Source organism: Streptomyces sp. NBC_00691 (assembly GCF_036226665.1).
GTDB lineage: Bacteria > Actinomycetota > Actinomycetes > Streptomycetales > Streptomycetaceae > Streptomyces.
Genome location: NZ_CP109007.1, coordinates 1572442 through 1591142 on the forward strand (window position 1 = coordinate 1572442; position 18701 = coordinate 1591142).

Sequence of the window (18701 nt, forward strand, 5' to 3'; positions counted from 1 at the left end):
GGTGCGTCCGGGGCCTCAGAGGCCGGCGGCCTGCTTCAGGGCGTCCACGCGGTCCGTGCGCTCCCAGGTGAAGTCCGGCAGCTCACGGCCGAAGTGGCCGTAGGCGGCGGTCTGGGAGTAGATCGGGCGGAGCAGGTCGAGGTCACGGATGATCGCGGCCGGGCGGAGGTCGAAGACCTCGGCGATGGCGTTCTCGATCTTCTCGTTGTCGACGGTGTTGGTGCCGAAGGTCTCGACGAAGAGACCGACGGGCTCGGCCTTGCCGATCGCGTAGGCGACCTGGACCTCGCAGCGCGCGGCGAGGCCGGCGGCGACGACGTTCTTGGCGACCCAGCGCATGGCGTAGGCGGCCGAGCGGTCGACCTTGGACGGGTCCTTGCCGGAGAAGGCGCCGCCACCGTGACGGGCCATGCCGCCGTAGGTGTCGATGATGATCTTGCGGCCGGTGAGGCCGGCGTCGCCCATCGGGCCGCCGATCTCGAAGCGGCCGGTCGGGTTCACCAGGAGGCGGTAACCGTCGGTGTCGAGCTTGATGCCGTCCTCGACGAGCTGCTTGAGCACGTGCTCGACGACGAACTCGCGGATGTCGGGCGCGAGCAGCGACTCCAGGTCGATGTCCGACGCGTGCTGCGAGGAGACGACGACCGTGTCGAGGCGGACGGCCTTGTCGCCGTCGTACTCGATGGTGACCTGGGTCTTGCCGTCGGGGCGCAGGTACGGGATGGTGCCGTTCTTGCGGACCTCGGTCAGCCGGCGGGAGAGCCGGTGCGCGATGTGGATCGGCAGCGGCATCAGCTCGGGGGTCTCGTCCGACGCGTATCCGAACATCAGGCCCTGGTCGCCGGCGCCCTGCTTGTCCAGCTCGTCCTCATCGCCCTCGACCCGCTGCTCGTACGCGGTGTCCACGCCCTGGGCGATGTCCGGGGACTGAGACCCGATGGACACCGACACGCCACAGGAGGCGCCGTCGAAGCCCTTCTTCGAGGAGTCGTAACCGATCTCGAGGATCTTGTTCCGGACGAGGGTCGGGATGTCCGCCCACGCCTTCGTGGTCACCTCACCGGCGACGTGCACGAGGCCGGTGGTGATCAGCGTCTCGACGGCGACGCGCGAGGTGGGGTCCTCCCGCAGCAGTGCGTCGAGGATGGTGTCGCTGATCTGGTCAGCGATCTTGTCGGGGTGTCCCTCGGTGACGGACTCCGAGGTGAACAGACGACGGGACACAACGCTCCCTGGGGTTGCAGCGGCTGCTGGCTCTTCGTTGACGGACCGGCAGGGGGCTGCGCCCCAAGACGTTCCGCGGACAGTCTATCGGTCGTGGTCGCGGGATGGACCAGGTGTCTCGCCTGGCGAATGCCCTGAGCGGGTGAATCCGGCCGCTTCGCGGCGGGTGAACGCCCTGATGGGGCGTACATCACACGCGCCGCGCTGGATTCCCGGTCCTCGTGGGACCGGACGGGTCAGGTCGTGGCGCGCAGCCGCGGCAGGACCAGGTCCCAGACCGTCTCGGCGAGCGCTTCCTTCGGACCGTGCGGTACGGGGGTCTCGGCGCCGTCCGAGGCGAGCACGACCGCCTCGTTCTCCTCGGAGCCGAAGGTCTTGCGCTCCCCCACCTCGTTGACGACGAGGAGGTCGCAGCCCTTGCGGCGGAGCTTCTCGCGGCCGTTGGCGAGGACGTCGTCGGTCTCGGCGGCGAAGCCGACGACCACCTGACCCGGCAGGGCCCGGTCGGCGGAGATCTCGGCGAGCACGTCGGGGTTGCGGACGAGTTCGACGGTGGGCGCTCCCCCGTCGTCCTTCTTCTTGATCTTCCCGGTGGCGTAGACGGCCGGCCGGAAGTCGGCCACGGCGGCCGCCATGACCACGGCGTCCGCGTCGGCGACGGCCTTGAGCACGGCCTCGCGGAGCTGGACGGCGGTGCCGACATGGACGACGTCGACCCCGGCCGGGTCCGGGATACCGGTGTTGGCCTCGACGAGGGTGACCCTGGCGCCCCGGGCGGCCGCGGCCCGCGCGAGCGCGTACCCCTGCTTCCCGGAGGAACGGTTGCCCAGGTAGCGGACGGGGTCGAGGGGCTCCCGGGTGCCGCCGGCGCTGACCACCACGTGGCGGCCGGCGAGGTCGGGGGCGAGGGCGTCCGCGCCGCGCGCGAGGACGCGCCGGCAGACCTCGAAGATCTCCGCCGGGTCGGGCAGCCGGCCCTTGCCGGTGTCGACGCCGGTGAGGCGGCCGACGGCCGGCTCGATGACGACGGCGCCGCGGCGGCGCAGGGTCGCCACGTTCTCCTGGGTCGCCGGGTGCTCCCACATCTCGGTGTGCATGGCGGGGGCGAAGACGACGGGACAGCGCGCGGTGAGCAGCGTGTTGGTGAGCAGGTCGTCCGCGAGGCCGTGGGCGGCCTTGGCGAGCATGTCGGCCGTGGCGGGGGCGACGACGACGAGGTCGGCGGCCTGGCCGATCCGGACGTGCGGCACCTCGTGGACGCTCTCCCACACCTCGGTCGAGACGGGGTTCCCGGAGAGCGCGGACCAGGTGGCCTCACCGACGAAGTGGAGGGCGGAGTCGGTGGGGACGACGCAGACGTCGTGGCCCGACTCGGTGAGCCGCCGGAGCAGCTCGCAGGCCTTGTAGGCGGCGATGCCGCCGCTGACCCCCAGAACGACCTTCGGCTTGGTCACCACTGCCACTCCCCGCACTCGGATGCCTACGACTCCATGAGACACCACAGGCCCGGCGGATGTTCCGCCGGGCCTGTGGTGAAGGAACGTGACGCGCTTACGTGGCCGGGCCCTCGATGGCCTCGGACGTCAGCAGACCCGCGTTGATCTCGCGCAGGGCGATCGAGAGCGGCTTCTCGTGGACGTGGGTGTCGACCAGCGGACCCACGTACTCCAGCAGGCCCTCGCCGAGCTGGGAGTAGTACGCATTGATCTGACGCGCGCGCTTGGCCGCGTAGATCACGAGGCTGTACTTCGAGTCCGTGGCCTCGAGCAGCTCGTCGATCGGCGGGTTGATGATGCCCTCGGGCGCGGTGATGGAAGAGGACACGCTCTACCTTCCGAAGATGGAGAAAAGGATCGGACAACCGTTGGGTGTCCGGGGGAACAAGTGGATCATTCCCCAGAAGTCAACAGCATCAACGTTAGCAGCTCGCGCGCAACGTCCTCGACGGAGGTGTTGACGAGCGTGGTGTCGAACTCCGACTCGGCGGCCAGCTCGACCTTCGCGGCGGCCAGTCGGCGCTCGATGACCTCGGGCGACTCGGTGCCGCGGCCGGTGAGGCGGCGGACCAGTTCCTCCCAGCTCGGCGGGGCCAGGAAGACCAGCTGGGACTCGGACATCGAGTCCTTCACCTGGCGGGCGCCCTGGAGGTCGATCTCCAGGAGCACGGGCTCGCCGGCGTCGAGGCGGTCGAGGACCGCGCGGCGCGGTGTGCCGTACCGATTGCCCGCGAACTCGGCCCATTCGAGGAGTTCACCGTTGGCGATCAGCTTGTCGAACTCGTCGTCCGTCACGAAGAAGTAGTGGACGCCGTGCTTCTCGCCGGGGCGGGGCTTCCGTGTCGTCGCCGACACCGAGAGCCATACCTCGGGGTGGACCTTGCGCATATGAGCGACGACCGTGCTCTTGCCGACCCCTGAGGGGCCGGAGAGCACGGTCAGCCGCGGACGTGCCTCTGCTGCCATGCAGCGATTATTCCAGCTTCACCGGGGTGCCCGGGACGCGTGTCCCGGATCCGGAGCCGGACCGGTCGCCGGATCAGGCGCCGGTGCTGCCGAACTCGCGCTCCAGGGAGGCGATCTGGTTGGAACCGAGACCGCGCACCCGGCGGCTCTCGGAGATGCCGAGGCGCTCCATGATCTGCTTGGCGCGGACCTTGCCCACGCCGGGCAGGGACTCGAGCAGCGCGGAGACCTTCATCTTGCCGATGACGTCGTTCTCCTGGCCGGTCTTGATGACCTCGTGAAGAGAGGCGCCGGAGTGCTTGAGTCGATTCTTGACCTCGGCCCGCTCCCGGCGAGCCGCGGCGGCCTTTTCGAGCGCGGCTGCGCGCTGTTCAGGGGTAAGGGGCGGAAGAGCCACGCCTACGTCACCTCGGATGTCGATCTGTCGGATACGGACCGGTGAGGAACCTCGCGCCCCACACCAGTGGAGCAACGCTCAACGGAGTGGTCGTTGAACGCCTGCTCTGCCCCGGAGACTAGCGGCCGAGGCCGCTCCAGTCAGCGAGAACGAAGGAAAAGTCCTGGTCAGCATCGACCGACCGGGACTTTTCCGGCAAAACGACCCGGTTTTGAGCCAAGTTTTCGTCAAGGAGTGAGACGGCCCGGTGGGACGGGTCGTCCCACCGGGCCGAAACAGTGCCGACATCCGGGTCGATCCGCTCCGACCTGCGGAGAGACCGAGAAGCTCGTTACCCGCCGACCGCCGCGCGGATCTCGTCCGCGTACCGGTGCGCCGAGTCCCGCAGGGCGGAGGCGTCGGGGCCGTGCCGCAGGACCCCGCGGCTGACGTTCGGGACGACGTTGCCCACGGCCGCGCCGAAGACGGCCGGGAGGTCGGCCGGGGTCGCGCCCTGGGCACCGATCCCGGGGGCGAGGAGCGGACCGTTGATGTCCAGGTCGAACGAGGACAGGTCGCTGAGCGTGGCACCGACGACCGCGCCGAAGGAGCCCATCGGGGTCTCCCCCGCGTTCTCCGCGGCGAGGTGGCCCAGCATGGTGGCGCCGATCGTGCGGCCGTCCTCGCGGACGGCCCGCTGGACCTCCGCGCCCTCCGGGTTGGACGTCAGGGCCAGGACGAAGAGACCCGCGCCGGACTCGCGGGCCAGGTCGACGGCCGGCTTGAGGGAGCCGTAGCCGAGGTACGGGGAGACCGTGAGCGCGTCGGAGAAGAGCGGGGAGTCCTTGCGCAGGTAGGTCTCCGCGTACGCGGCCATCGTGGAGCCGATGTCGCCGCGCTTGGCGTCCATGACGACCAGGCCGCCCGCCGCGCGCAGATCGGCGACGGCGCGCTCCAGGACGGCGACACCGCGCGAGCCGAAGCGCTCGAAGAAGGCGGACTGCGGCTTGAACACGGCCACGGTGTCCGCGAGCGCCTCGACGACGGTGAAGGTGAACCGCTCCAGACCGGCGATGTCGTCGGTCAGGCCCCAGGAGTCGAGCAGGGCGGCGTGCGGGTCGATGCCGACACAGAGCGGGCCGCGTCCGTCCATGGCGGAGCGCAGACGGGTGCCGAAGGAGAGGGTCACTTGGCGGCCTTTCGGGAGTCGGCGCCGACGGCCTCGGCGAGGGTGGCGTAGGGGGAGGCCGCCAGACGCGCGGCGAGGCCCTTGTGGATCGCGCGGGCGTAGAACGGGCCCTCGTAGACGAAGGCGCTGTAGCCCTGGATCAGGGTGGCGCCGGCGAGGATCCGCTGCCAGGCGTCCTCGGCGTTCTCGATGCCGCCAACGCCGACGAGGACCAGCTGGTCGCCCACGCGCGCGTGGAGGCGCCTGAGGACCGCGAGGGAGCGCTCCTTGACGGGCGCGCCGGACAGCCCGCCGGTCTCCTTGACCAGCGCGGGGTCGGACAGCAGGCCGAGGCCCTCGCGCGCGATGGTGGTGTTGGTGGCGATGATCCCGTCGAGGCCGAGCTCCAGGGCGAGGTCGGCGACCGCGTCGACGTCCTCGTCGGCCAGGTCGGGGGCGATCTTGACCAGGAGCGGGACCCGGCGGTCGGTGACCGTGCGGTCGGCGGCCTCGCGTACGGCGGTGAGGAGCGGCCGCAGGGACTCGGTGGCCTGGAGGTTGCGCAGACCCGGGGTGTTCGGCGAGGAGACGTTCACGACGAGGTAGTCGGCGTGCGCGGCGAGGCGCTCGGTGGACTTCACGTAGTCGGCGGCGGCCTCGGCCTCGGGGACGACCTTCGTCTTGCCGATGTTGACGCCGACGACGGTCCTGAAGACCGGAACGCGCGCGTGGAGGCGCTCGGCGACGGCGGCGGAGCCCTCGTTGTTGAAGCCCATGCGGTTGATGAGCGCGCGGTCCGGGACCAGCCGGAAGAGGCGCTTCTTGGGGTTGCCGGGCTGGGCCTCGCCGGTGACGGTGCCGATCTCGACGTGGTCGAAGCCGAGCATCGACATGCCGTCGATGGCGACGGCGTTCTTGTCGAAGCCGGCGGCGAGCCCGAAGGGGCCGTGCATCCGCAGGCCGAGGGCCTCGGTGCGCAGCTCCTTGTACCGGGGGGCGAGGACGGCGGCGACGAAGGTCCGCAGCACCGGGACGCGGGCCGCGAGGCGGATCCAGCGGAAGGCCAGGTAGTGGGCCTTCTCGGGGTCCATGCGCTTGAAGACGAGGTTGAAGAAGAACTTGTACATGTGGGTGTCCTCAGCAAGAGGGGGACACCGTTTCCGGTGTCCCCCTCATTGGCTTGCTAGTCGCGGGCCGCGGTCAGGTGTTCCGCGTGTTCCTGGAGCGAGCGGACCCCGACATCGCCCCGGTTGAGCGCGTCGATGCCCTGGACGGCCGCGGCGAGCGCCTGGACCGTGGTGAGGCACGGGACGCTGCGCGCCACCGCGGCCGTACGGATCTCGTAGCCGTCGAGGCGGCCACCGGTGCCGTACGGGGTGTTGACGATCAGGTCGACCTGGCCGTCGTGGATGAGCTGGACGATCGTCTTCTCGCCGTTCGGGCCCTCGCCCTCGCTCAGCTTGCGCACGATCGTGGCGTTGATGCCGTTGCGCTTGAGGACCTCGGCGGTGCCGGAGGTGGCGAGCAGCTCGAAGCCGTGGGCGACCAGCTCGCGCGCCGGGAAGATCATCGAGCGCTTGTCGCGGTTGGCGACCGAGATGAACGCGCGGCCGCTGGTGGGCAGCGGGCCGTAGGCTCCGGCCTGCGACTTGGCGTACGCCGTGCCGAAGACCGCGTCGATGCCCATGACCTCGCCGGTGGAGCGCATCTCCGGGCCGAGGACCGTGTCGACGCCGCGGCCGTGCACGTCGCGGAAGCGCGACCACGGCATCACGGCCTCCTTGACGGAGATCGGCGCGTCGAGCGGCAGGGTGCCGCCGTCGCCGGTCTTCGGCAGCAGGCCCTCGGCGCGCAGTTCGGCGACGGTGGCGCCGAGCGAGATGCGGGCGGCGGCCTTCGCGAGCGGGACGGCGGTCGCCTTCGAGGTGAAGGGGACGGTCCGGGAGGCCCGCGGGTTCGCCTCGAGGACGTAGAGGATGTCGCCGGCCATGGCGAACTGGATGTTGATCAGGCCGCGCACGCCGACGCCCTTGGCGATGGCCTCGGTGGAGGCGCGCAGGCGCTTGATGTCGAAGCCGCCGAGGGTGATCGGGGGCAGGGCGCAGGCCGAGTCGCCGGAGTGGATGCCGGCTTCCTCGATGTGCTCCATGACGCCGCCGAGGTAGAGCTCGTGGCCGTCGTAGAGGGCGTCGACGTCGATCTCGATGGCGTCGTCGAGGAAGCGGTCGACCAGGACCGGCCGGGTGGGGCTGATCTCGGTGGACTCGGCGATGTACGACTCCAGGCGGGTCTCGTCGTAGACGATCTCCATGCCGCGGCCACCGAGCACGTACGAGGGGCGCACGAGGACGGGGTAGCCGATCTCGTCGGCGATGGCCTTGGCGCCGGCGAAGGTGGTCGCGGTGCCGTGCTTGGGGGCCGGGAGGCCGGCGTCGGCGAGGACCTGGCCGAAGGCGCCGCGGTCCTCGGCGGCGTGGATGGCCTCCGGGGAGGTGCCGACGACCGGCACGCCGTTGTCCTTGAGGGCCTGCGAGAGGCCCAGCGGGGTCTGGCCGCCGAGCTGGACGACGACACCGGCGACGGGGCCGGCCAGCGTCTCGGCGTGGACGATCTCCAGCACGTCCTCGAGCGTCAGCGGCTCGAAGTACAGACGGTCGGAGGTGTCGTAGTCCGTGGAGACGGTCTCCGGGTTGCAGTTGACCATCACGGTCTCGTAGCCGGCGTCGCTCAGGGCGAAGGAGGCGTGGACGCAGGAGTAGTCGAACTCGATGCCCTGGCCGATGCGGTTCGGGCCGGAGCCCAGGATGATCACCGCGGGCTTGGTGCGGGGCGCGACCTCGGACTCCTCGTCGTACGAGGAGTAGAAGTACGGGGTCTTGGCCGCGAACTCGGCGGCGCAGGTGTCGACCGTCTTGTAGACCGGGCGGACGCCGAGCGCGTGCCGGACCTCGCGGACGACGTCCTCGCGCAGGCCGCGGATCTCGGCGATCTGGGCGTCGGAGAAGCCGTGGCGCTTGGCCTCGGCGAGGATCTCCGGGTCGAGCTTCTCGGCACCGGCCAGCTCGTCGGCGATCTCCTTGATCAGGAAGAGCTGGTCGACGAACCAGGGATCGATCTTCGTGGCGTCGAAGACCTCCTCCGGGGTGGCTCCGGCGCGGATGGCCTGCATGACGGTGTTGATGCGGCCGTCGGTCGGGCGGACCGCGTCGCGGAGCAGCTCGGCCTTGTCGCCGGGCTCACCGACGAAGGTGAACTGCGAGCCCTTCTTCTCCAGGGAGCGCAGGGCCTTCTGGAGGGCCTCGGAGAAGTTGCGGCCGATCGCCATGGCCTCGCCGACCGACTTCATGGTCGTGGTCAGCGTGGAGTCGGCGGAGGGGAACTTCTCGAAGGCGAAGCGCGGGGCCTTGACGACGACGTAGTCGAGCGTGGGCTCGAAGGACGCCGGGGTCTTCTCCGTGATGTCGTTCGGGATCTCGTCCAGCGTGTAGCCGACGGCGAGACGGGCGGCGATCTTGGCGATCGGGAAGCCGGTCGCCTTGGAGGCGAGCGCCGAGGAGCGGGAGACGCGCGGGTTCATCTCGATGACGATGATCCGGCCGTCGACCGGGTCGATCGCGAACTGGATGTTGCAGCCGCCGGTGTCGACGCCGACCTCGCGGATGATCGCGATGCCGATGTCGCGGAGCCGCTGGTACTCGCGGTCGGTGAGGGTCATCGCCGGGGCGACGGTGATCGAGTCACCGGTGTGGACGCCCATCGGGTCGAAGTTCTCGATGGAGCAGACGACCACGACGTTGTCGTTCTTGTCGCGCATCAGCTCCAGCTCGTACTCCTTCCAGCCGAGGATGGACTCCTCCAGGAGCACCTCGGTGGTCGGGGAGAGCGTCAGGCCCTGGCCGGCGATGCGGCGCAGCTCCTCCTCGTCGTGGGCGAAGCCGGAGCCGGCGCCGCCCATGGTGAAGGAGGGACGGACGACGACGGGGTAGCCGCCGAGGGTGTCGACGCCCTTGATGACGTCGTCCATCGTGTGGCAGATCACGGAGCGGGCGGACTCGCCGTAGCCGATCTTGGCCTTGACGGCCTCGACGACGCCCTTGAAGAGGTCGCGGTCCTCGCCCTTGTTGATGGCCTCGACGTTGGCGCCGATGAGCTCGACGCCGTACTTCTCCAGGACGCCCTGCTCGTGCATGGAGATCGCGGTGTTGAGCGCGGTCTGGCCGCCGAGGGTGGGCAGGAGGGCGTCGGGGCGCTCCTTGGCGATGATCTTCTCGACGAACTCGGGGGTGATCGGCTCGACGTACGTGGCGTCGGCGATCTCCGGGTCGGTCATGATCGTGGCCGGGTTGGAGTTGACCAGGATCACCCGCAGGCCCTCGGCCTTGAGGATGCGGCAGGCCTGGGTGCCGGAGTAGTCGAACTCGGCGGCCTGGCCGATGACGATCGGGCCGGAGCCGATGACCAGGACGGACTGGATATCGGTGCGCTTAGGCACGCTCGGCCTCCATCAGGGAAACGAAACGGTCGAAGAGGTACGCGGCGTCGTGCGGGCCCGCGGCCGCCTCGGGGTGGTACTGGACGGAGAAGGCCGGCTGGTCGAGCAGCTGGAGGCCTTCCACGACGTCGTCGTTCAGGCAGACGTGCGAGACCTCGGCACGCCCGAAGGGGGTCTCGGAGACCTTGTCGAGGGGCGCGTCGACGGCGAAGCCGTGGTTGTGCGCGGTGATCTCGACCTTGCCGGTCGTACGGTCCTGGACGGGCTGGTTGATGCCCCGGTGTCCGTACTTCAGCTTGTAGGTGCCGAAGCCGAGCGCGCGGCCGAGGATCTGGTTGCCGAAGCAGATGCCGAAGAGCGGCGTCCTGCGCTCCAGGACGGCCTGCATGAGGGCGACGGCGCCGTCGGCGGTGGCCGGGTCGCCCGGGCCGTTGGAGAAGAACACGCCGTCCGGGGCGACCGCGTACACGTCCTCGACGGTCGCGGTGGCCGGCAGCACGTGGACCTCGATGCCGCGCTCGGCCATGCGGCGCGGCGTCATGCCCTTGATGCCGAGGTCGATCGCGGCGACCGTGAACTTCTTGGTGCCGATCGCCGGGACGACGTACGTCTCCTTGGTGGCGACCTCGGCGGAGAGGTCCGCGCCCTTCATCTGGGGCTGCGCCTTGACCTTGTCGAGCAGGGCCTCGTCGCGGACGCCGGTCCAGGCCTCGCCGGAGAAGATGCCGACGCGCATGGCGCCGCGCTCGCGCAGGTGGCGGGTGAGGGCGCGGGTGTCGATGCCGGAGATGCCGACGACGCCCTGGCGCTCCAGTTCCTCGTCCAGCGAGCGCTGGGCGCGCCAGTTGGAGGAGACGCGGGCGGGGTCGCGGACGACGTAGCCGGAGACCCAGATCCTCGCGGACTCGGGGTCCTCGTCGTTGACGCCCGTGTTGCCGACGTGCGGGGCCGTCATCACCACGACCTGGCGGTGGTAGGACGGGTCGGTGAGGGTCTCCTGGTAGCCGGACATGCCGGTGGAGAACACGGCCTCGCCGAAGGTCTCCCCCACGGCCCCGTAGGCGCGGCCGCGGAAGATGCGGCCGTCCTCCAGGACGAGTACGGCGGGAACCTTGCTGGTTCCCCGGGTGGAGGTCGTCATCGTGCGATGCCTTCCGTCGTGGTGGTCATGGAGTGGATGGCCTCGACCCAGGCGGTGTGCTCGGCCGCCCGGTCGGACCGGAAACCGGAGTCGAGCAGTGTGTCGCCGTGCGCCCAGGTGACGATCAGCAGGCCGCCCTCGGCGAGGACCTTGCCCGCGATGCCCTTGTCGAGACGGGCTTCGCGCAGGGCCTCGGCCGGGACGAAGAAGTCGTTCGCCCCGGGGCGTACGACCACGAGCCCGGCGTCGGTGAGCGTGAGCTCGACGCGGCTGCGGGTGCCGAGACCGTGGGCCACGATCCGGTCGAGCCACTGCCCGGCGGTCGTGGAGCCGTGGTAGCGGCCGCTGAGGGTCAGTTTCGCCGTACCGGCCGTCTGGGGCGCGGTGGGGAGTTCGGGGAGGCCCGACTGGAGGCTGCCGCGCCACTTCCAGCCCTGGCGCATCAGCCAGTACACGAAGGCGATGAAGAGCAGCAGTCCGGCGACCCAGCCGAGCCGTCCGGCCCAGTCGGTCACCTCCGCCGACTTCTGATCGGCAGCCTCTGCGGCGATTGCGATGAGTGGTGTCACGCCAGCTTCCCGTCCACGACCGTTGCCCGGCCCCGCAGGAAGGTGTGGGTGACGCGTCCCGGCAGCTCACGGCCCTCGTAGGGGGTGTTTCGGCTGCGGGAGGCGAAGTCCGCGGGGTCCACGACACCACGGTAAGCCGGATCGACCAGCGTCAGGTTCGCGGGCTCACCAGCCGAGACGGGTCGTCCGTGGCCCGTGGCCCGTCCGATGCGGGCGGGCGCGAAGGACATCCGGTCGGCGACGCCGGCCCAGTCGAGGAGGCCGGTCTCCACCATCGTCTGCTGGACGACGGAGAGCGCGGTCTCCAGGCCGACCATGCCCATGGCGGCCGCGGCCCACTCGCAGTCCTTGTCCTCGTGGGGGTGCGGGGCGTGGTCGGTGGCGACGATGTCGATCGTGCCGTCGGCCAGGGCCTCGCGGAGCGCGAGGACGTCCTTCTCGGTGCGCAGCGGCGGGTTGACCTTGTAGACCGGGTTGTAGCTCCGGGCCATCTCGTCGGTGAGGAGGAGGTGGTGCGGGGTGACCTCGGCGGTGACGTCGATGCCGCGGGACTTGGCCCAGCGGACGATCTCGACGGAGCCGGCGGTGGAGAGGTGGCAGATGTGGACGCGGGAGCCGACGTGCTCGGCGAGGAGGACGTCGCGGGCGATGATCGACTCCTCGGCGACGGCCGGCCAGCCGCCGAGTCCGAGTTCGGCCGAGACGATGCCCTCGTTCATCTGGGCGCCCTCGGTGAGGCGGGGCTCCTGGGCGTGCTGGGCGACGACGCCGCCGAAGGCCTTCACGTACTCCAGGGCGCGGCGCATGATCACGGCGTCGTCGACGCACTTGCCGTCGTCGGAGAAGACGGTGACGCCGGCGGCGGAGTCGTGCATGGCGCCGAGTTCGGCGAGCTTCTTCCCCTCCAGGCCGACGGTGACGGCGCCGATGGGCTGCACGTCGCAGTAGCCGGACTCCTTGCCGAGCCGGTAGACCTGCTCGACGACACCGGCGGTGTCGGCGACCGGGTGGGTGTTGGCCATGGCGAAGACGGCCGTGAATCCGCCGGAGGCGGCGGCACGGGTGCCGGTGAGGACGGTCTCGGAGTCCTCGCGGCCGGGCTCGCGCAGATGGGTGTGCAGGTCGACGAGGCCGGGCAGCAGGATCCGGCCCTCGGCCTCGATCACGGTGGCGCCCCCGGCGGACAGGCCGGTGCCGACCTCGGCGATGGTCTCGCCGTCGATCAGGACGTCCTGGACCTCGCCGCCCAGCACCTGCGCACCGCGGATAAGGATCTTGCTCATGGTTACTTGTTCTCCTCGGTGCGGGTGTGGGTGACGGCGGAGTCGTTGCCGCCCAGAAGCAGGTAGAGGACCGCCATCCGGACGGAGACGCCGTTGGCGACCTGCTCGACGACCGTGCAGCGGTCGGAGTCGGCCACCTCGGCGGTGATCTCCATGCCGCGGACCATGGGGCCGGGGTGCATGACGATGGCGTGCTCGGGCATCTTCGCCATCCGCTCGCCGTCGAGCCCGTACCGGCGCGAGTACTCGCGCTCGGTGGGGAAGAAGGCGGCGTTCATCCGCTCGCGCTGCACACGCAGCATCATGACCGCGTCGGACTTCGGCAGCACGCGGTCGAGGTCGTACGAGACCTCGCAGGGCCAGGTCTCGACGCCGACGGGGACCAGGGTGGGCGGGGCCACCAGGGTGACCTCGGCGCCGAGGGTGTGCAGCAGGGCGACGTTGGAGCGGGCGACCCGGCTGTGCAGGACGTCGCCGACGAGCGTGATCCGCCTGCCCTCGAGGTCGCGGCCGAGTCCGGCGTCCCGGCCGACCAGGCGGCGGCGCATGGTGAAGGCGTCCAGGAGGGCCTGGGTGGGGTGCTCGTGGGTGCCGTCGCCGGCGTTGATGACGGGGGCGTCGATCCAGCCGGAGGTGGCGAGCCGGTACGGGGCTCCGGAGGCGCCGTGGCGGATGACGACCGCGTCGACGCCCATGGCCTCCAGGGTCTGCGCGGTGTCCTTGAGGGACTCGCCCTTGGAGACGCTGGAGCCCTTGGCCGCGAAGTTGATCACGTCGGCGGAGAGGCGCTTCTCGGCCGCCTCGAAGGAGATCCGGGTCCGGGTGGAGTCCTCGAAGAACAGGTTGCAGACGGTCCGGCCGCGCAGGGTCGGCAGCTTCCGGATGGGCCGGTCGGCCACCCGGGCCATCTCCTCGGCGGTGTCGAGGATCAGGACGGCGTCGTCGCGGGTGAGGTCGGCGGCCGAGATGAGGTGACGCATCATCGGTGAGTCTCTCCGTGGTGGGGAGGTGTGAGGGCATGCGGGGGCGCGGGGAGGTGCCCCGGCCCCGCGGGGGAAAGCCGGTCCGGCTAGGCGGTGGGCCGGGCACCGAGCAGGACGGTGTCGCGACCGTCCTCCTCGGCGAGCTGGACCTTGACCGTCTCCCGCAACGACGTGGGGAGGTTCTTGCCGACGTAGTCGGCGCGGATCGGAAGCTCGCGGTGGCCGCGGTCGACGAGGACGGCGAGCTGGACCGCACGGGGGCGGCCGATGTCGCCGAGGGCGTCGAGGGCGGCGCGGATGGTGCGGCCGGAGAAGAGCACGTCGTCGACGAGGACGACGAGGCGGCCGTCGACGCCGTCACCGGGGATCTCGGTGCGGCCGAGGGCGCGGGCCGGCTTCATCCGCAGGTCGTCCCGGTACATGGTGATGTCCAGGGAGCCGACGGGGACCTTGGTGCCGGTGATCGATTCGAGCTTCTCGGCCAGCCGGCGGGCGAGGAAGACACCGCGGGTGGGAATGCCGAGGAGAACCACGTCGTCCGCGCCCTTGGCGCGCTCGACGATCTCGTGTGCGATGCGGGTCAGGACCCGCGCGATGTCCGGGGCCTCGAGAACGGGCCGCGCGTCGTCGCCGTACTGCTGCTGGGTGTCCATGAAGAAACGGACCTCCTTCTCCGCCTCACGGGACGGCTCTTAAAGGACGTCGGATTTGCGACGTCAACGATACCAGGGGTGGACGGAGACCTCCCTCGCACCCCTGGAGCCGTTCCGGGCGCCGTCCCCCGGGAGGAGGCGGTACGGACCATTCGGCTTGACGGGAAAGAGTAACGCTGCGTAACCTCACAGTGAGTTACCAGCCGCGCGGCGCAGCCGCATGTCGTCACAGCGTCCGGGAGCGTTATGTCCAGCGAATACGCAAAGCAGCTCGGGGCCAAACTCCGCGCCATCCGCACCCAGCAGGGTCTCTCGCTCCACGGGGTGGAGGAGAAGTCCCAGGGCCGTTGGAAGGCCGTGGTGGTCGGTTCGTACGAGCGTGGCGACCGCGCAGTGACCGTGCAGCGTCTTGCCGAGCTGGCCGACTTCTACGGAGTGCCGGTGCAGGAGCTCCTGCCGGGCACCACGCCGGGCGGGGCCGCCGAGCCGCCGCCGAAGCTCGTCCTCGACCTGGAGCGCCTGGCGCACGTCCCCCAGGAGAAGGCCGGCCCGCTCCAGCGGTACGCCGCGACGATCCAGTCGCAGCGCGGCGACTACAACGGCAAGGTGCTGTCGATCCGTCAGGACGACCTGCGCACCCTCGCCGTCATCTACGACCAGTCGCCCTCGGTCCTCACCGAGCAGCTCATCAGCTGGGGCGTCCTCGACGCGGACGCGCGCCGCGCCGTCGCCCACGAGGAGAACTGACCCCTTCCGGGGACCCAGCAGAAACGTACCGCCGGGCCCGTGGACGTCATCCGACGTCCACGGGCCCGGCGCTTTTCCCCGTCACGGGTCCCGGCCGTGCACGCCCTCGCGAACCCTGCCGTGCCAGCCGTCACGAACCCTGCCGTTCTCTCCCTCGCTCGCGAACGGCGGGCCGGGGTCATGCCGAAGGGGCCCGCAGCACGAGTGCTGCGGGCCCCTTCGACTGCCGGTGACGTCGGACCGGCCCTTACGGGCTCAGGCGTCCGCGTCCCGGCGCAGACGCGGCTTCAAGTCCTTGAAGCGCGCCAGCAGACCGTTGACGAAGGTCGGGGACTCGTCCGTGGAGAACTCCTTGGCGAGCTGTACCGCCTCGTCGATCGCGACCGCGTCCGGCGTGCCGTCCTCCCAGATCAGCTCGTACGCACCGAGGCGCACGATGTTCCGGTCGGCGACGGGCATCCGGTCGAGGTCCCAGTCCACCGCGTAGGTCGCGATGAGCTCGTCGATCCGTGCCACATGGGACGCGTAGCCCTCGACCAGCTGCATGGTGAAGTCGTTCACCGGCGGCTGGCGGTCGTCGGACCGCGCGTGCCGGACCTGGTCCGCGAGAACCTCCTGGACGGAGGCACCACGCTGGTCCGCCTCGAAGAGGATCTGGAAGGCGCGCTTGCGGGCCTTGCTCCGAGCGGCCACGGTTACTTGTTCACCCGGCCGAGGTAGTCGCTGGTGCGGGTGTCGACCTTGACCTTCTCGCCGGTGGTGATGAAGAGCGGGACCTGGATCTCGTGGCCGGTCTCCAGCGTGGCGGGCTTGGTGCCGCCGGTGGAGCGGTCGCCCTGGACGCCCGGGTCGGTGTGCTTGATGACCAGCTCGACGGCGGCCGGCAGCTCGACGTAGAGCACCTCGCCCTCGTGCTGGGCGACCGAGGCGGTGAAGCCCTCGATCAGGAAGTTGGCGGCGTCGCCGACCGACTTGCGGTCGACCATCAGCTGGTCGTAGGTCTCCTCGTCCATGAAGACGAAGTAGTCGCCGTCCATGTAGGAGAACTGCATGTCGCGGCGGTCGATGGTGGCCGTCTCGACCTTGGTGCCGGCGTTGAACGTCTTGTCGACGACCTTGCCGGAGAGCACGCTCTTCAGCTTGGTGCGCACGAAGGCCGGGCCCTTGCCGGGCTTGACGTGCTGGAACTCGACGACGGACCAGAGCTGGCCCCCGTCGAGCTTGAGCACCATGCCGTTCTTGAGGTCGTTCGTGGAAGCCACGGTTGCGAAATCTCCTGGACTGACGTGGGACCGTGGAGGCGTACGCGCCCTACAGCGCGAGCAGCTCCTTGGTCGTGATGGTGAGTAGCTCGGGTCCGCCGTCCGCCTCCTGGCGCACGACGAGCGTGTCATCGATCCGGACCCCGCCCCGGCCCGGGAGGTGGACCCCCGGTTCGACGGTGACCGGCACACAAGCGTCCAGTTTACCCATGGCCGAGGGTGACAGCTGCGGGTCCTCGTCGATTTCGAGCCCCACCCCGTGCCCGGTGAGGGGTACGGCCGCCTCCCCGTGGCCCGCCGCGTCCAGGATCTGGCGCGCGGCCCGGTCCACGTCCCGGTACTCGGCGCCGGGTACGAGAGACTCCCTCCCGGCCCGCTGAGCGGCGAAGACGAGCTCGTACAGCTCGATCTGCCAGTCGGCCGGCGTCGTGCCGATGACGAAGGTGCGGCCGATCTCGCAGCGGTAGCCGCGGTAGTCGGCACCGAGGCAGACGGAGAGGAAATCGCCCTCCTCGACCCGGCGGTCGGAGGGCCGGTGGCCCCGGCGGCCGGAGTTCGGGCCGGTCGCCACCGAGGTCGGGAAGGCGGCCCCGTCGGCGCCGTGGTCGACGAGCCGCCGCTCCAGTTCCAGGGCGAGGTGCCGTTCGGTCCGCCCCACCAGAATCGACTCCAGGAGTTCGCCGAGCGCCTGGTCGGCGATCTCCGCGGCGATCCGGAGGCAGGCGATCTCGTCCTCGTCCTTGACGATCCTCAGCTGCTCCACGGCGCAGGCGAGGTCGGCGAGCCGCAGCCCGGGAGCGACGGAGCCCATGGCCCGGTGCCGGGTGACGGTCAGATCGTGCTCCTCGACCGCCAGCGCGTCGGCGCCCGCCCGGCGGGCGAGGTCGACCGCGGCCACGGCCGGATCTCCGCCGCCGGCGGGCAGGACCTGCCGTCGGAGGAGTTCGTCGAGCCGTCCGTCGGCCGGTTCGCCGGTGGGCGCGACCGGGCAGAGCAGCACGTCCGCGTCGGGCTCGGGCCCGACGAGGAGGACCGCGCCCGGGGGCGATCCGCCCGCGAGATAGCGGACGTTGGCGGGGCGGGAGACCAGGGCCGCCGGGCTGCCCGCGGCCGCGCAGCGATCGCGCAGCCGTACACGGCGGTCCGCATACACCTCTGACATGCTCCGAGCGTACGAGCAGCGGGGCGCGGCGGCCTGTTCAGAACGGCCGACCGGGCGGTCCCCCCGCCGGGACGCGGCCGCGCGCCGCGGGCCGGGCCGGATCTCCCGGTCCGGCCCGGGGGTCACCAGGTCGGCGGGCTGGCGATCGCGCGGGCCAGGACGTCGTCGAGGACGCGCGCGGTGGTCTCGACGTCGTACGTGGAGTTGTCGATGATCGGCAGGCCGGAGCCGTACCAGCCGGCCATCCGCCCGTGGATGGCGGCGACCTCCTCGTCCGAGAGGCGCCGGTTGCCGCTGCGCTCGGCGTTGCGCTCCAGGACGACCTCCAGGCCGGGCAGGAGCACCACGGGCAGCAGCCCGGGGCCGACGTGGCGCTTCCAGCCGCCGAGGCCGACGACGGGCCGGTCGGGGAAGACGGCGTCGTCGACGATGCAGGAGATGCCGTTGGCGAGGAAGTTGCGCGCGGCGAAGCCACAGGTGCGGCGGGCGAGCCGGTACTGCGCCTCGGAGTGCTCGTTCCACCCGGACTGCGGGTCGGCGAAGCCGGAGCAGACCCACTCGCGGACGTCGTCGAGGCTGATGTGCGCGGTGGGCACCCGGCGGCGCTGCGCCCAGTGCCGGGCGACGGTGGTCTTGCCGGCGCCCGCCGGGCCGATGAGCAGCACGGCGAGGGTCGCGGCCCCGGTACCGCCGCCGTGCTCCACGGCGGGCGCGAGCGGCGCGCTCACGGGCGGCAGGGGCACGTGTCCGGTGAGGTCGACGCGCGGGGGCTGCTGCCCGCCGGGGTACTGCGATCCGCCCGGGTGCCGGGGGCCGCCGGAATGCTGCGGTACGGCTCCGGGGCCGCCCCAGCCGGCCGTCCCGGGCCCCGCGGGAGGCGGGGCGGAGTGCGGGGGCGGGGCGGAGTGCGGAAGCCGGGGCGCGCCGCTCCGGACGGTGGGGTGCACGCCCAGCCGGGGTCCGGTGGCCGGACCGGGACCCGGGTACGGGGCGCCGGGCGGAGTCGGCGGTATCGGCGGCCGCCCGCCCGGGACGCCGCCGGGCGTGGTGGACCCGGGTCCGGCCGCCGATCCGGTCCCGGCCCCCTGCCCCTGACCCGTGCCGGGGACGCCCCCGGGCAGGGAGGCGGAATCGGGAACGGGCCCCGGGCCGGTGCCGGGGCCGGTCGCCCCGTCCGGT

At 71.1% G+C, this 18701-nt stretch carries 18 protein-coding genes; 1 reads left to right on the top strand and 17 read right to left on the bottom strand.

The window, feature by feature from the left end:
* Window positions 1–15: 15 nt before the first annotated feature.
* The 13 genes from metK to pyrR form a co-directional block, all read right to left on the bottom strand.
* Window positions 16–1224, bottom strand: coding sequence for a methionine adenosyltransferase (gene metK, locus OG392_RS06940; protein WP_030316322.1), 1209 nt, complete (start codon window positions 1222–1224; stop codon window positions 16–18).
* A 236-nt stretch (window positions 1225–1460) separates the two neighbouring features.
* Window positions 1461–2678, bottom strand: a complete 1218-nt coding sequence (gene coaBC, locus OG392_RS06945) for a bifunctional phosphopantothenoylcysteine decarboxylase/phosphopantothenate--cysteine ligase CoaBC (RefSeq protein WP_329276692.1) — start codon at window positions 2676–2678, stop codon at window positions 1461–1463.
* 97 nt (window positions 2679–2775) lie between these two features.
* On the bottom strand, window positions 2776–3048 hold the full coding sequence (gene rpoZ, locus OG392_RS06950) for a DNA-directed RNA polymerase subunit omega (RefSeq protein WP_030316319.1): 273 nt from the start codon (window positions 3046–3048) through the stop codon (window positions 2776–2778).
* A 65-nt stretch (window positions 3049–3113) separates the two neighbouring features.
* Complete coding sequence (gene gmk / locus OG392_RS06955) at window positions 3114–3686, bottom strand: guanylate kinase (protein ID WP_329276694.1); 573 nt, start codon at window positions 3684–3686, stop codon at window positions 3114–3116.
* A gap of 73 nt (window positions 3687–3759) precedes the next feature.
* Window positions 3760–4083: an integration host factor gene (locus tag OG392_RS06960; RefSeq protein WP_030204477.1), complete on the bottom strand. Its 324-nt coding sequence runs from the start codon at window positions 4081–4083 to the stop codon at window positions 3760–3762.
* A 331-nt stretch (window positions 4084–4414) separates the two neighbouring features.
* Window positions 4415–5251 (bottom strand): orotidine-5'-phosphate decarboxylase, encoded by an 837-nt coding sequence (gene pyrF, locus OG392_RS06965; protein ID WP_329276696.1) that lies wholly within the window; start codon window positions 5249–5251, stop codon window positions 4415–4417.
* Entirely contained in the window at window positions 5248–6357 is a 1110-nt protein-coding gene (locus OG392_RS06970; protein ID WP_329276698.1) for a quinone-dependent dihydroorotate dehydrogenase, read from the bottom strand. Before OG392_RS06970 ends, pyrF begins: the two co-directional genes overlap by 4 nt.
* A gap of 56 nt (window positions 6358–6413) precedes the next feature.
* Window positions 6414–9722, bottom strand: a complete 3309-nt coding sequence (carB, locus tag OG392_RS06975; RefSeq protein WP_329276701.1) for a carbamoyl-phosphate synthase large subunit — start codon at window positions 9720–9722, stop codon at window positions 6414–6416.
* The gene (gene carA, locus OG392_RS06980; RefSeq protein ID WP_329276703.1) at window positions 9715–10863 is read right to left on the bottom strand and encodes a glutamine-hydrolyzing carbamoyl-phosphate synthase small subunit; all 1149 of its coding nucleotides are present in this window, start codon (window positions 10861–10863) and stop codon (window positions 9715–9717) included. Before carA ends, carB begins: the two co-directional genes overlap by 8 nt.
* Window positions 10860–11432 (bottom strand): PH-like domain-containing protein, encoded by a 573-nt coding sequence (locus OG392_RS06985; RefSeq protein WP_329276705.1) that lies wholly within the window; start codon window positions 11430–11432, stop codon window positions 10860–10862. The genes carA and OG392_RS06985 overlap by 4 nt, the downstream gene beginning before the upstream one ends.
* Window positions 11429–12715: a dihydroorotase gene (locus OG392_RS06990; RefSeq protein ID WP_329276707.1), complete on the bottom strand. Its 1287-nt coding sequence runs from the start codon at window positions 12713–12715 to the stop codon at window positions 11429–11431. The genes OG392_RS06985 and OG392_RS06990 overlap by 4 nt, the downstream gene beginning before the upstream one ends.
* 2 nt (window positions 12716–12717) lie before the next feature.
* The gene (locus tag OG392_RS06995) at window positions 12718–13698 is read right to left on the bottom strand and encodes an aspartate carbamoyltransferase catalytic subunit (protein ID WP_329276709.1); all 981 of its coding nucleotides are present in this window, start codon (window positions 13696–13698) and stop codon (window positions 12718–12720) included.
* Window positions 13699–13784: 86 nt separating this feature from the next.
* The gene (gene pyrR / locus OG392_RS07000) at window positions 13785–14351 is read right to left on the bottom strand and encodes a bifunctional pyr operon transcriptional regulator/uracil phosphoribosyltransferase PyrR (protein ID WP_329276711.1); all 567 of its coding nucleotides are present in this window, start codon (window positions 14349–14351) and stop codon (window positions 13785–13787) included.
* A gap of 246 nt (window positions 14352–14597) precedes the next feature.
* On the opposite strand from pyrR, the gene bldD reads away from it, so the two are divergent.
* On the top strand, window positions 14598–15098 hold the full coding sequence (gene bldD, locus OG392_RS07005) for a transcriptional regulator BldD (RefSeq protein WP_015032294.1): 501 nt from the start codon (window positions 14598–14600) through the stop codon (window positions 15096–15098).
* Window positions 15099–15353: 255 nt separating this feature from the next.
* On the opposite strand, the gene nusB is transcribed toward bldD, so the two are convergent.
* From nusB to OG392_RS07025, 4 genes are all read right to left on the bottom strand, one after another.
* Window positions 15354–15791, bottom strand: a complete 438-nt coding sequence (gene nusB, locus OG392_RS07010; RefSeq protein ID WP_189832318.1) for a transcription antitermination factor NusB — start codon at window positions 15789–15791, stop codon at window positions 15354–15356.
* Window positions 15792–15793: 2 nt separating this feature from the next.
* The gene (gene efp / locus OG392_RS07015) at window positions 15794–16360 is read right to left on the bottom strand and encodes an elongation factor P (RefSeq protein ID WP_266889643.1); all 567 of its coding nucleotides are present in this window, start codon (window positions 16358–16360) and stop codon (window positions 15794–15796) included.
* Window positions 16361–16409: 49 nt separating this feature from the next.
* Window positions 16410–17522: an aminopeptidase P family protein gene (locus tag OG392_RS07020; RefSeq protein WP_329276714.1), complete on the bottom strand. Its 1113-nt coding sequence runs from the start codon at window positions 17520–17522 to the stop codon at window positions 16410–16412.
* Window positions 17523–17644: 122 nt separating this feature from the next.
* The gene (locus tag OG392_RS07025; RefSeq protein WP_443054696.1) at window positions 17645–18469 is read right to left on the bottom strand and encodes an AAA family ATPase; all 825 of its coding nucleotides are present in this window, start codon (window positions 18467–18469) and stop codon (window positions 17645–17647) included.
* Window positions 18470–18701 lie beyond the last annotated feature (232 nt).

Coding starts and splice junctions, on each gene's coding strand:
- OG392_RS06995 (WP_329276709.1), bottom strand. CDS start 13,698: ATGATGCGTCACCTCATCTCGGCCGCCGACCTCACCCGCGACGACGCC.
- pyrR (WP_329276711.1), bottom strand. CDS start 14,351: ATGGACACCCAGCAGCAGTACGGCGACGACGCGCGGCCCGTTCTCGAG.
- gmk (WP_329276694.1), bottom strand. CDS start 3,686: ATGGCAGCAGAGGCACGTCCGCGGCTGACCGTGCTCTCCGGCCCCTCA.
- bldD (WP_015032294.1), top strand. CDS start 14,598: ATGTCCAGCGAATACGCAAAGCAGCTCGGGGCCAAACTCCGCGCCATC.
- OG392_RS07020 (WP_329276714.1), bottom strand. CDS start 17,522: ATGTCAGAGGTGTATGCGGACCGCCGTGTACGGCTGCGCGATCGCTGC.
- OG392_RS06970 (WP_329276698.1), bottom strand. CDS start 6,357: ATGTACAAGTTCTTCTTCAACCTCGTCTTCAAGCGCATGGACCCCGAG.
- carA (WP_329276703.1), bottom strand. CDS start 10,863: ATGACGACCTCCACCCGGGGAACCAGCAAGGTTCCCGCCGTACTCGTC.
- OG392_RS06990 (WP_329276707.1), bottom strand. CDS start 12,715: ATGAGCAAGATCCTTATCCGCGGTGCGCAGGTGCTGGGCGGCGAGGTC.